This window comes from Vibrio profundum (genome assembly GCF_050337555.1).
In the GTDB taxonomy this organism is placed as follows: Bacteria; Pseudomonadota; Gammaproteobacteria; order Enterobacterales; family Vibrionaceae; genus Vibrio; species Vibrio profundum.
The window spans coordinates 1-12709 of sequence record NZ_JAKJTA010000008.1; the positions used below are offsets into that span (position 1 = coordinate 1).

Below are 12709 nucleotides of genomic sequence, written 5' to 3' on the forward strand. Positions count from 1 at the left end.
CTGTTACCGCTCGACTTGCATGTGTTAGGCCTGCCGCCAGCGTTCAATCTGAGCCATGATCAAACTCTTCAATTTAAGATTTTGTCGGCTCAATGAATACTGACTTCAAAACTAATCTTCATGTAAACATGAAAATGTAACTTTAAAGCTATTACCATTCCAACAGAATGGTAATGAATTGACTGTGCCAAATAACGCCTCTCTCTAAAGAAAGTCATTATTCGTATTGGTCACTCAGTTCATTGATACCTAAAGTGCTTCTAAGAAGCTGCTTGACCGCTCTTTATAAAAAGAACAGAAAAGCCTTTGGATTATCATCAACGAGTGCCCACACAGATTGATAGGTTTAAATTGTTAAAGAGCTTACTTCGAGACACTCTCGAAGTGGACAGCCATTTTAGCGAGTTAAGCTTGAGTGTCAACCACTTTTTTCAAAACTTCTTAAGCACTTGGCTTAGCTAGATGACCTGCGAACTCGTTCTTTATTCTCAGCTAGAAAGCTGTGAATCTTTCCCGTGTCAGCGAGGGTGCATTATAGAGATCGACTACGGCTTGGCAAGAGGTAATTCACACAACTTTGTTAAATTTGGCGCGTTCGTTCACACATTGAACAAAGTGAGGTAAAATCACACAAAAAGGGGCACTAATGCCCCTCTCAATAGTTTGATTACTGCTTTACTACACTTATTTACTGCTTCGATTGTTTACTGCTTCGACACGATGCCGTCATCTTCAACCTCTAGCTTAATCACTTTTCCCGGATCTAGCTTGCCGGCCAAAATACCTTTCGCTAATGGGTTCTCTATTTCTTGCTGTATTGCCCGTTTTAACGGCCTTGCTCCAAATACAGGATCAAACCCCACATGAGCAATCAACTCTAGAACCGCCTCGCTCACTTTCAGCTTATAACCGCTTTCGTCCATTCGGCTAGCTAAGCGTTCTAACTGAATAGAAGCAATTAACTTGATATGATCGAGACCTAAAGGGTGGAACACCACAGTTTCATCGATTCGGTTCAGAAACTCAGGTCTGAAATGGTGGCTGACGATATCCATCACTTGAGCTTTCATCCCCTCATAATCGGAGGAAGCAAAATGCTCTTGGATTTGTTCTGAGCCAAGATTGGACGTCATAATGACAACAGTATTTCTAAAATCGACCGTACGACCTTGACCGTCAGTAAGTCGACCATCATCCAATACTTGTAGAAGAATATTAAACACATCATGGTGCGCCTTCTCCACTTCATCGAGTAAGATGACTGAATAAGGTTTGCGGCGTACTGCCTCTGTTAAGTAACCCCCTTCTTCATAACCGACGTAACCAGGAGGTGCGCCGACTAGGCGAGCCACAGAGTGTTTTTCCATAAACTCTGACATATCAATTCGAACCATGGCGTCTTCACTATCAAACATAAAGCTTGCCAACGTCTTACACAGTTCCGTTTTGCCGACACCGGTTGGGCCCAAAAATAAAAACGACCCGATCGGCTTATTTGGATCGGATAACATCGCTCGGCTACGACGAATAGCGTTAGAGACCACTTCCACCGCTTCAGCCTGCCCAATCACTCGGTCGTGTAAGACTTCTTCCATATGTAGCAGCTTTTCTTTTTCTGCCTCCAACATTTTTGAAACCGGAATCCCCGTTTGTTTGGATAGGACTTCAGCAATTTCAGCATCCGTTACCTTATTCTTTAACAGAGTCATCTCCTGCATTTCGGCTTGGGTTGCGAGATCAAGCTGCCGTTCCAATTCTGGTATCCGGCCATACTGCAATTCCGACATCCGGCTTAAGTCACCAGCACGGCGCGAAATATTTAAATCCATCCGAGCGTTTTCTAACTCAGCTTTAATATGTTGAGTACCAGACAGCGCTGCTTTTTCTGTGTTCCATACTTCTTGCAGCTCAGCAAAGTCACGTTCTTTACTCGCCAACTCTTCATTGATCACGCTGAGACGTTTAGTACTGGCTCCATCGTGTTCATTTGTCAGAGCTTGTTGCTCTATTTTGAGCTGAATAATTTTTCGTTCGAGTTTGTCTAGCGATTCAGGCTTAGAGTCAATCTGCATTCGGATACTTGACGCGGCCTCATCGATAAGGTCAATCGCCTTATCGGGTAACTGACGATCCGAAACATAACGGTGAGACAAACTCGCCGCGGCGACAATCGCAGGATCCGTAATTTCGACATGGTGGTGAAGCTCATAGCGCTCTTTTAACCCACGTAGTATCGCTACGGTATCTTCTACGTTGGGCTCGTCCACCAGCACTTTTTGAAAGCGTCGTTCAAGGGCTGGGTCTTTTTCAAGATATTGTCGATACTCATCCAAGGTTGTCGCACCGACACAATGCAGCTCGCCGCGCGCTAAAGCAGGCTTCAGCATATTACCTGCATCCATTGAACCTTCACCTTTACCTGCGCCAACCATAGTATGCAGCTCATCGATGAATAAAATAACGTTACCTTCTTCCTTGGCCAATTCGTTAAGCACAGATTTCAAACGTTCTTCAAATTCACCGCGATATTTTGCACCTGCGACCAAGGCCCCCATATCAAGTGAGAGTACTCGACGTCCTCTTAGCCCTTCTGGTACTTCGTTGTTCACAATACGCTGCGCCAACCCTTCCACAATCGCAGTTTTGCCTACTCCTGGCTCACCGATGATCACAGGGTTATTTTTGGTTCGACGCTGTAGAACTTGAATCGTACGGCGAATTTCATCGTCTCGGCCAATGACAGGGTCAAGCTTATCTTGTTCAGCACGCTCTGTTAGATCGATAGTGAACTTTTCGAGGGCTTGACGAAGATCTTCTGCGTTGGGATCGTTGACAGCTTGGCCACCACGAATTTTTTCTATTGCCTGAGACAACTTTTTCTCTGTGATCCCGACATCTTTTAGTAAATCACCCAATGCACCTTTATCTTGCAGAGCGGCCAACAAAAACACTTCTGAGGAGATATAGCTATCTTTACGTTTTTGCGCCACCTTATCGCAAAGGTTGAACATGGTGCCCATCGCGGTAGAGAGCTGGACATCCCCACCAATCCCACTGACTTTAGGCAGTTTATCTAAAATTTCAGCGAGCTTAGATCTAAGATGACTCACATCCACATCGAGCATAGTTAATAGAGGGCGAATCGGGCTGCTACTTTGATCGAGCAGTGACACCATAAGGTGTGCTGGTTCTATATATTGGTGGTCTCGCCCTAATGCGAGCGACTGGGCATCTGAGATGGCTATTTGAAACTTACTGGTAAATCTATCGAGACGCATGGCACCCTCCGAGCTTCGATGCTGGATTTATTGTTTTCTAACAATAAGGTGGGTGCTCAATAGTCATTTTTCAAGTTTGTATGGAACGATATAAAGGTAGGACAGTGATTATGAATCAATCCAGATGCAGCTTGCTTGACGGCCTGTCACTCCATCTCTGCGATAGGAATAAAAACGTTCTGAGTCTTGATAGGTGCACATATTGCTGGAGGTTACATTAGTTACGCCAACATCGGACAATCGCTGCTTGGCCAAAAGCTGCATATCGGCAAGCCACTTACCATTCGAGCCGCGGCTGACGAAGGCTTTTTCCGCTTGTCCATCGTGAGATAAGAACGTCTCACGCACATCATGACCAACTTCAAAGCTGTTATGGCCAATCGCAGGACCTAGCCAAGCCAATACATTGCCATTGAATGTGTGTACTGCTTTTTCAACGATACCATTCGCTAAACCGCGCCATCCGGCATGGACGGCAGCAACTTGACTGCCTGCCGTGTCGGTAAGCAGTATCGGTAAGCAATCGGCGGTCATCACGGTACATACCACCCCAGCAATTTGGCTATAACTACCGTCCGCATCCGGTATCTCATGAGCCGGCTTAGACAGCTCGATCATAGCCGTCGAATGCGTTTGATTTAACCAAACGGGAGGAGATGGAAGCATTGCCAATTCAGCAAACCTAGATCGGTTACGCTGGACTGTCTCGACGTCATCACCAACATGCTGGCCTAAGTTCAGCCCTTGATAAGGGCCAACCGAATAACCATCATAACGTGTCGATGCGAACGCTTTAACTGTCTTAGGTGCCTTCCATGCTGGCACAATCATCACTAATATTCGTCCAAATAATTATCTTTAGCGTCTTCGCGAAGTGCCTCAGTCATTGCCACCATATCGTCAGGGATTGGCGCTTGGAACTCCAACAACTCACCTGTGACCGGATGATCAAAACGTAGCATAGCCGCGTGCAGCGCTTGACGATCAAATTGGCGAATCATATCTGTTAGCTGCTCTGACGCCCCACTCGGGATTCTCGCTCGGCCACCATAAGGCGTATCACCCAGTAGCGGGTGCTGCAGGTAAGACATATGCACACGAATTTGGTGAGTTCGCCCTGTTTCTAGGCGCAAGCGAATGCGAGTATGCTCACGGAAATGTTCCGCGACGCGATAATGAGTCACTGCTTCTTTGCCTGTCGGCGTAACGGCCATCAAAACTCGCTTGGTAGAGTGGCGACCAATTGGTTGCTCTACTTTGCCACCCGCAGTCATACGACCAATCGCAATCGCTTCATATTCACGAGTAATCTTGCGTTTTTGCAAGGCTCTCACTAAACGAGTTTGCGCAGGGACAGTCTTCGCAACGACCATCAAGCCGGTCGTATCTTTATCAAGACGGTGTACGATGCCAGCTCTTGGCACTTCCGCAATACTTGGGTAGTGGTGCAACAGCGCATTTAGCACTGTGCGGTCCGGCGTTCCCGCTCCTGGGTGAACAACGAAGTCTCTCGGCTTGTTGATCACCAAGATATCTTCATCTTCATACACTATGTCGAGTGGGATATCTTGGGCTTCCCAACGGTCTTCTGCTTCAATTTCTGCAAGCAGGGTGATCGCTTCACCGCCCATCATTTTAGTGCGAGGCTTAGTAATCACTTCACCGTCGACTTTAATGTTGCCCGCAAGCAACCATTCTTTTAGGCGTGAACGTGAAAAGTCAGTGAAGATCTCGGCAACAGCTTGGTCTAAGCGTTGTCCTAACTGACTAATTTTAATGGTACTAGTTAATTCTATCTGTTGGCTCATATCGAACTTTTTTAAAAACTGTGAGACTAATGCTCACTACTGTGGAAAAATAGACTATTTCGATATTGTATCTGTTACTGATATGAAAGTAACCAAAGCTACAGAAATAATTACACTCAAGGATTCGACCTAACACATGAAAAAACGTTCTCTCTTCGGTTTAGTGGCACTGTTGACGTTATTTGGCTGCTCCAGCAGCAAAGAAGTCGTTCCTGATTTACCACCAGCTCAACTCTACGCGCAAGCCAATGAAGCCTTGCAAGGTGGCTATCTAACAACAGCTATCGAAAAACTTGAAGCGCTCGATTCTCGCTATCCATTTGGTCCCTACTCGGATCAAGTCCAGCTCGATCTGATTTACGCGTATTACCGTAATGACCAACTCCCGCTAGCACTGGCATCGATTGATCGCTTTACGCGCCTCAACCCAACCAGTAAAAAACTTGATTGGGTGCTGTACATGCGCGGGCTAACCCACATGGCCCAAGACACTAACTTCCTACAAGAGACGTTTGATGTCGATAGAAGCGACCGAGATCCAACACCCGCCGTGGCCGCTTTTTCCGATTTCAAAAAACTGTTAACTCGCTACCCGCACAGCCAATATGCTGCCGATAGCGCAAAGCGTCTGTATTCGTTGAAAAACCGATTGGCTAACTATGAGCTGGCAACCGCACAGTTTTACGTCAAGCGTAAAGCATGGATCGCGGCCATTAACCGCGCTCAGCAACTGCAAAAAGCCTACCCTGATACTGATGCGGCAAGAAAAGCGCTGCAGCTTCAGCTTGAAGCGTACAAAAAGTTAAACCTAAAGACGCCAACGGCCAACACTGAGCAAATGATCAAGCTTAATCCTTAACGAGCCACGACCTGCCAAAACTGGCAGACATTTGCCGAAAACCTAGTTAGCACTTAACCTTTTATTGATGCGTTCATAAAAAGGTTAAGTGCGTTGCGTTACTTCACTCATTCTCTACTGCTCATCACTTTACTTATCTGGGGCCAACCTGCCTCATCACTAACGCTGTCTCCGCTACAGCAAACCCCCTATCTAGGGGACTTACCTGTCTTAAAGAAAAAAGGCGTGATCCGTATTTTAGTTGCCGCTGATCTCGGGTTTTACTACATCGAAGGTGGACGCCCTAAAGGCATCATTGCCGAGCTCTTATTTCACTTTGAAAAACACATAAAAAAACAGCACCCCAATCTTAATTTACAGATGATCCCTGTCACTCGTGATCAGCTGCTCCCCTTACTAGCCCAGGGCTATGGCGATTTATCCGTGGCGAACTTAACTATCACTCTGCAACGTCTGGAAAAGGTCGATTTCAGTGATCCTGTACTCGATGAAGTCAATGAATTCATTATTACCGGTAAGGACATGCCAGCCATCACATCAATTGAGCAGCTCAGCGGTAAAGAGGTTTGGGTTAGAGCAAGTTCCAGCTACTTTGAAGATCTAGAACGAATCAATGCCCTGCTTAGCAGCGCAAATAAAGCCCCCGCTTTGATCTATTTTATCGAAGAAACACTGCAAGATTATGAGTTGATGGAACTGGTCAATAGCGGTCATATTGGGGCGACGGTACTTGATAGCCATAAGGCAAAAATATGGTCGAAAGTGATGGATAACATTCAAGTTCACCAGCAATTGCCTATCCGCCGTAATGGTAAAATAGCGTGGGCGCTAAGGAAGCAATCACCGGAGCTACAAAAAATGGTCAATCGTTATCTCAAAAATGCCAAAGCAGGTACCTTATTGGGCAACGTGATTTATAATAAATACCTCAACCATACCAACTGGCTAAAACGCGCAATCAACCCGCGGGGAATAGCCAAGTTAAATTCGATGTCGTTGATTTTCAAAAAGTACAGTGAACAATATACCTTTGACCCACTAATGATGGCCGCGCAAGGTTTTCAGGAGTCGGGATTAGATCAGGGTAAGGTTTCCCATAAAGGTGCCATTGGGGTAATGCAAGTGCTTCCCAGCACAGCCAAAGACCCTTACATCAACATTCCGAACATACACCAAATCGACAACAACATTCACGCTGGCGTCAAATATATGAACCATATCCGTGAGCGATATTTCACCGAACAAACAATCAGCCACGACAACCAAGTTTATTTCTCACTTGCTGCTTACAATGCGGGACCGGGTCGAATTCAAAGAATGCGCAGGCTGGCCAAAAAGCACGGCTATAATCCGGACATATGGTTTAAAAACGTTGAGATCATCACTCGTCGAAACGTGGGAAAAGAACCCATTCATTACGTCGCCAACATTAATCGCTATTACGTTATCTATAAACAGATAGTGCTAATCCAGCAAACAAAGCCGGACCAATCAAAAATACAACTGATCCTAAAGCCAACCAATTGAACATCAGGGCTCTATCATGAGAAGAAGGAATGAGTGGAAGATTTTCAGGCCGTAAAAGAGCACGCAAACAGAGTAAACTTTTACGTACATAACCACTTCAATCTAATGATTTTCACCTAAAACTCAAGCATTTCTGCGAAGAAACTCAATAGGTTTTGTTCACGGTCACGTTTGCCTAGCCCCAGTACTTTTTCGCCAAAAATAATGATCTAAATCACATTATAAATGTACGAGTTCGGTAATCTGAAGATAACCAAACACGGTGGCAACAGAGGAAAAAACTATGAAAGTGACTATTACTGGCAAAAACATCGACATTACCTCTGCTATTCGTACGCATATAGAAAGCAAATTTAAAAAACTCGATAAGTGGCAGGCCGACATTATCTCTTGTCAGACCACCTTCAACGAAGAGCCAAATAAGCAGAAAAAATTTGAAGCCATTGTAACTGTACCAAAAGGTCAATTGGTTGCTTCAGCGCAAAATGAAGACCTGTATGCGGCCGTCAACGATGTAGAACAAAAGCTTGAGCGTCAATTGAATAAGCTTCGCCATAAACCTACCGCTCGACGCGCTGAGAAAAGCACGCTCGAAGAAATGGAATAACTTCCCTCCTTTCACAATCAATAGCGCCTAAGGCGCTATTTTTTTACTTGACGCTTTATAAACGCATGCTTATTGTGTCTGGGTGTGCAACCAACTCTCATCTTATTAATGCTACTAACTCAACTGTTCTGTTTTAATTCGTTTTTTCAAATTAGTGCTAGAGGCTAAGTGGTTCGCATAAACGATTTTAAACGAACAGAAAGCCTCCTTCCGGAGGTTTTTTTATAAGGACGCTGTCATGACCGACAAACAATACTCCCTCGACGACATTCGCTTACGACTAAACGAATTAGATGATCACCTACTAGCACTTCTTTCAGAGCGTCGAAAGTTGAGTATTGAAGTAGCCAAAAGCAAAGTGGAAACGGCAAAACCCGTGCGAGATGCCAGCCGAGAACAGCAGTTACTGGTTAAGCTGATTAACAATGGAAAAGACAAATACGAGCTAGATGCTCAGTACATCACCAAGCTATTCCACACCATCATTGAAGATTCTGTTCTGCTACAGCAAACCTATCTACAAAACTTGGCGAACCCACACAGTCGTAAACCGCTGGCGAGAGTCGCTTTTTTGGGAGCCAGAGGCTCGTACTCCCACCTTGCCAGCCGCGAATATTTCAGTCGTAAGAATACCGACCTCATTGAGCTCAATTGTGAGCAGTTCAATCAAGTAACCACCACGGTAGAAGCAGGGCATGCTGATTACGGTGTATTACCCATAGAGAACACCTCATCCGGCTCAATCAACGAAGTCTACGACTTGTTGCAACATACCCCACTCTATATCGTGGGCGAAATCTCTTTGCCTATCGAGCATTGCTTAGTTAGCACGCAAGAAGTCCGGTTAGAAGACATCAAAACGATCTACTCGCACCCACAGCCACACCAACAGTGCAGTACCTTTTTAAACCAACTGCCTGGCGTCTCTTTGCAAACATGCTCGAGTACCGCGGATGCAATGAAAAAAGTGAAAGATCTAAATAAGCCCGATGTCGCCGCCATTGGTAATGCTTCCAGCGGTAAACTATACGGCTTACAGACGATTCAAGGTGGCATTGCCAACCAAACAGAAAACCATACCCGCTTTATCGTGGTTGCACGTAAACCTGTTGATGTATCGTCGCAAATTCCGGCGAAGACAACCTTGACTATGTCGACATCTCAGCATGCAGGTTCTCTCGTCGAGACCTTATTGGTGCTACAGAAATATGGCATCAACATGACCAAGCTGGAATCAAGACCAATCTTAGGGAACCCTTGGGAAGAGATGTTCTATGTGGACTTACAAGCGCATCTAAAGAGCGAAGAAATGCAGCTCGCTATTGTCGAACTCACTAAATTGACCAAGCTTCTCAAAGTATTGGGCTGTTACCCAAGTGAAAATGTCGCGCCAACACAAATCAAGACAACCCATTAAAAATAAAGATAAAAGATGAACATCAAACACGTCATTATTACCTCGCTAAACCCAGCTAAGATAAACGCTGTGAAAAGTGCTTTTCTAGCGGTATTTCCGGAGCAAGAATTTACCTTCCAAGGCGTCAAAGTGGCCAGTGAGGTCGCCGACCAACCGATGTCAGATCAAGAGACCCGTCAAGGTTCTCTTAACCGAATCAGAAATGCGAAACAGAGTTCGACAGGTGCCGACTATTATGTGGGAGTGGAAGCCGGGATAGCAAACAACACCACTTTTGCGTGGATGGTGATCGAATCAGAGACCCAGCGCGGCGAATCGCGCTCTGCAAGCTTGATGCTTCCTCCAACGGTGACCGACAAATTACACGCAGGAACAGAGCTTGGTACTGTGATGGACCAATGTTTTGGCACGGACAACATCAAACAAAAAGGTGGTGCGATTGGCCTGCTGACACAGCATCAGTTGACGCGTAGCTCGGTCTATCACCAAGCCTTGATTCTGGCACTGATTCCATTTTCAAACCCAGCTTTGTTTACTAGCAACTTATAGCCGCTTAGCAGTAAGGTATAGCTATTTAGCCGTTGCTATTTAGAAGTAACCTATAACTATTTAGCCGTGATTTATAACTACTTAACAGTAGGTTGCAACTCGGAGAGATTTACTGCCCAATTCAATGCCGCCCGCTAACTACTCAGGGCGGCTCAGAAGCAACTCAGCAATGTCTTTTTTCTGTTGCTCGGATTTCGCCTTTAAGGCATTCGAACCACGGGTAATTGTCGCGACGCCCACTCCGAGAAGCTGGCTGACTTGGCGTTGAGACATTTTCCCTTTTAGTAATTCAGTTAAAATATTAGCTCGGGTGATCAACGCCTCTTTTTCATCGCTCGTTAGCATAGCTTCAAGCAGCAGCTCATGGTTACCCTGCGCAAAAGCGCGCTCCAGCAGCGTTAACACCTGCTGCCAATCTCGGAATTCTGGTTCTAAAGACATACGTTCCTTAAAGTAAAGTCGGCTGGCATTTCACTGGCCAGCCATACTTATCACGATGTTGGAGGATCAATACTTGGCCTTGGCTTCTCGATCAGTAAGAAACTGACCATCGACACCCATGAGATCTCGATAATAGGTCTCGAACATCAAGATGTTCTGCACATAACCACGAGTTTCATTAAAGGGGATACTTTCTATAAAGGCGAAAACATCCAAATGTTGCGCGCTTTTTTCCCGCCACTTCTTCACTCGATGAGGGCCGGCATTATACGCCGCAAGCGCGAGAACTCTATTGTTATTGTACTTATTTAACAAGCTGTTCAAGTAAGTACTACCTATCTCAATGTTTTTTCCAACTTGATACAGGTCATGCGCACCTCGATAAGGGATACGATATTTCTTCGCGGTATATTGGGCGGTACGCGGCATAATCTGCATGATGCCCCTTGCACCGACGGGCGAACGAGCTTGCACATCAAGTGCACTTTCTTGCCGAGCCAGTGAGATCAAGGTGATCGGGTCCATGTCGTTTTTTTCTGCAAAATGATCAAACCACCACAAATGCGCAACCGGAAATCTCAGCTGCAAGTTATCCCACAATTTTGCAGAAATGGAGGCAGTCACAGTGAGGTGGGCCCACTGTTTTTCTGCAGCGTACACGGCCAACATTTTCTTTTCTCTCTGGTCACTATGAGCCAGCAACCAATTCCACTCTGTTTTTGCCGCGGATATTTTGTCCCTTGCAATCAACTCTGCGATTCGATTTAAGGTCGCTTGATAAGGTTTTAACACCTGCTTATCAAACTGCACTGAACTGGTGGGGTAAGTAAACGCTTTTCCCATTTCATCAGCGGCCGCTACGCTATAAAAATTTCGTTTACCAATCAGCTTATCGAGTCGTTGTTTGCCCTCATCTGATTCACCCAACTCGATTTCACTCCGGCCAAGCCAATACTGCCAACGAAGTGATCCTTGCGCATTGGGTGTCATTAGAGCTATCCAATGCGGAACTTCGCGCCAATCCGCTTGCTGAATTGCCAGCCGAGTACGTCGCTCTTTAATTTTATCTTCAGAGGATGAAGCGATGACCTTATCTCGCCACTCAGCCAATGTTGGCTCGTCGGTATTCATCAAGCGGTAAGCAATGAAATCTGCTAAGTTTTGCTGATCCACCGCATTAGAGTCTGCGCGTGAATGCAGTTCAACAAACGCTTTTTGTGCCGCGGGGGCATCTCGTCTGGCAAGTTTCTTAATTGCTGAATGAATTTGAGATTGATAAAAAGCATCATTTTTAAGGTGGCGCTTAGCAAACGTCAGCACGGATTCTGGCTGGCGATACAAAGCCTGCATTTCTCGAGCTTGTTTACGTGCTGGATTCGATGATACTTGTCTCGCTAAGTAATTCATCAACTTAGAATTGCCATCAGAGAAAGCGAGTAGCATTCGTTTGAGCACTGCATCATCGGTTTTATACCCTGCTTTACCCCAAGCTTCAATCAGAGCATCGCATTGGCTGGCAATACTTTGTCCAGAAAGCCATAACTTGCTCACCCCGGCAAATGCTTTCTTCTGGTTACCTTGATGATACAGAGCAGTATAATAATAACACTGCGCTGCTTCGCCTTTCGGTACGTTTGGTTGAAAGGTCAATAATGAGCGCCATTTCTTTTGTTGCGCCAATATTTCGAGGTAGGCAGGCCGAATCGAAGTCGAAAAAGGGTAAGAGAGGTGCGTGTCGATGAAAGTTTCTACTTGCTTAGGAGATTCATCTGATAAGCCAAGCATAAACGCTCGGTAATCGGTGTAACCGAGCAACGGGTAACCAACCAGTTTGGGCCGTATCACTTGGTAGTCTTGCAGACGTTTTTTATCCAGCAGTTTCTGAGCTTTATCGTAGCTTGCTCGCTGTTGCTGAATATCTGAAACTGGGCTTGCTTGCACGGCAACAGATAAGACAACAACCACGGCGCTGGAACATAATGTCAATTGACGTAACTTAAAGAAATACTTAACAAACATGGGACTCCCTTCCTGCTATCAGCCAACTTAAGTTTAGAAAAATTTCCGCTTTTTGAGAGATACTCAGTTAGCTTTAATTATCTATCTTGGTACAGATAACCACGCTTTTTAATCGCGTAATAACATTTCTTAAGCTTTCATTGTCAGCTTGATGCATTGATCCATAAATGCACATCCAGCGTATAACAAATCGCAGCAGATTAG

General features: G+C 45.4%; 10 protein-coding genes and 1 rRNA gene. 5 read left to right on the forward strand and 6 right to left on the reverse strand.

All coding sequences use genetic code 11. From position 1 onward, the window contains the following. From L4C34_RS08765 to rluD, 4 genes are all read right to left on the reverse strand, one after another. Window positions 1–75 (reverse strand): 16S ribosomal RNA (locus L4C34_RS08765); the annotation flags it as partial. Between the two features lie 629 nt (window positions 76–704). Then, a complete protein-coding gene (gene clpB, locus L4C34_RS08770) occupies window positions 705–3278 on the reverse strand; it encodes an ATP-dependent chaperone ClpB (protein WP_428788968.1) in 2574 nt (857 codons plus the stop codon). Window positions 3279–3386: 108 nt separating this feature from the next. Beyond that, entirely contained in the window at window positions 3387–4109 is a 723-nt protein-coding gene (gene pgeF / locus L4C34_RS08775; protein WP_428789146.1) for a peptidoglycan editing factor PgeF, read from the reverse strand. A gap of 2 nt (window positions 4110–4111) precedes the next feature. Further along, on the reverse strand, window positions 4112–5086 hold the full coding sequence (gene rluD, locus L4C34_RS08780) for a 23S rRNA pseudouridine(1911/1915/1917) synthase RluD (protein ID WP_428788969.1): 975 nt from the start codon (window positions 5084–5086) through the stop codon (window positions 4112–4114). Between the two features lie 136 nt (window positions 5087–5222). Here rluD and bamD point away from each other — a divergent pair, with 136 nt between their 5' ends. The 5 genes from bamD (at window position 5223) to yjjX (ending at window position 10045) form a co-directional block, all read left to right on the forward strand. Next, window positions 5223–5945: an outer membrane protein assembly factor BamD gene (bamD, locus tag L4C34_RS08785; RefSeq protein WP_428788970.1), complete on the forward strand. Its 723-nt coding sequence runs from the start codon at window positions 5223–5225 to the stop codon at window positions 5943–5945. Window positions 5946–6038: 93 nt separating this feature from the next. Then, complete coding sequence (locus L4C34_RS08790; RefSeq protein WP_428788971.1) at window positions 6039–7472, forward strand: MltF family protein; 1434 nt, start codon at window positions 6039–6041, stop codon at window positions 7470–7472. Window positions 7473–7755: 283 nt separating this feature from the next. Next, window positions 7756–8079: a ribosome hibernation-promoting factor, HPF/YfiA family gene (gene hpf / locus L4C34_RS08795; protein WP_428788972.1), complete on the forward strand. Its 324-nt coding sequence runs from the start codon at window positions 7756–7758 to the stop codon at window positions 8077–8079. 238 nt (window positions 8080–8317) lie between these two features. Continuing rightward, the gene (gene pheA / locus L4C34_RS08800; RefSeq protein ID WP_428788973.1) at window positions 8318–9496 is read left to right on the forward strand and encodes a prephenate dehydratase; all 1179 of its coding nucleotides are present in this window, start codon (window positions 8318–8320) and stop codon (window positions 9494–9496) included. Window positions 9497–9511: 15 nt separating this feature from the next. Then, window positions 9512–10045: an inosine/xanthosine triphosphatase gene (yjjX, locus tag L4C34_RS08805; RefSeq protein ID WP_428788974.1), complete on the forward strand. Its 534-nt coding sequence runs from the start codon at window positions 9512–9514 to the stop codon at window positions 10043–10045. A gap of 138 nt (window positions 10046–10183) precedes the next feature. Here yjjX and trpR read toward each other — a convergent pair whose 3' ends face one another. Both trpR and L4C34_RS08815 read right to left on the reverse strand, forming a co-directional pair. Continuing rightward, entirely contained in the window at window positions 10184–10486 is a 303-nt protein-coding gene (gene trpR, locus L4C34_RS08810) for a trp operon repressor (protein ID WP_428788975.1), read from the reverse strand. Between the two features lie 66 nt (window positions 10487–10552). After that, window positions 10553–12505 carry a transglycosylase SLT domain-containing protein gene (locus tag L4C34_RS08815; RefSeq protein WP_428788976.1) on the reverse strand — a complete coding sequence of 651 codons (1953 nt, stop codon included), beginning with the start codon at window positions 12503–12505 and terminating at the stop codon, window positions 10553–10555. Window positions 12506–12709: the final 204 nt, after the last annotated feature.

Excerpts from the sequence above, each read along its gene's own strand:
- clpB (WP_428788968.1), bottom strand. The coding sequence starts at position 3,278 with ATGCGTCTCGATAGATTTACCAGTAAGTTTCAAATAGCCATCTCAGAT.
- pgeF (WP_428789146.1), bottom strand. The coding sequence starts at position 4,109 with ATGATTGTGCCAGCATGGAAGGCACCTAAGACAGTTAAAGCGTTCGCA.
- rluD (WP_428788969.1), bottom strand. The coding sequence starts at position 5,086 with ATGAGCCAACAGATAGAATTAACTAGTACCATTAAAATTAGTCAGTTA.
- bamD (WP_428788970.1), top strand. The coding sequence starts at position 5,223 with ATGAAAAAACGTTCTCTCTTCGGTTTAGTGGCACTGTTGACGTTATTT.
- hpf (WP_428788972.1), top strand. The coding sequence starts at position 7,756 with ATGAAAGTGACTATTACTGGCAAAAACATCGACATTACCTCTGCTATT.
- pheA (WP_428788973.1), top strand. The coding sequence starts at position 8,318 with ATGACCGACAAACAATACTCCCTCGACGACATTCGCTTACGACTAAAC.
- yjjX (WP_428788974.1), top strand. The coding sequence starts at position 9,512 with ATGAACATCAAACACGTCATTATTACCTCGCTAAACCCAGCTAAGATA.
- trpR (WP_428788975.1), bottom strand. The coding sequence starts at position 10,486 with ATGTCTTTAGAACCAGAATTCCGAGATTGGCAGCAGGTGTTAACGCTG.
- L4C34_RS08815 (WP_428788976.1), bottom strand. The coding sequence starts at position 12,505 with ATGTTTGTTAAGTATTTCTTTAAGTTACGTCAATTGACATTATGTTCC.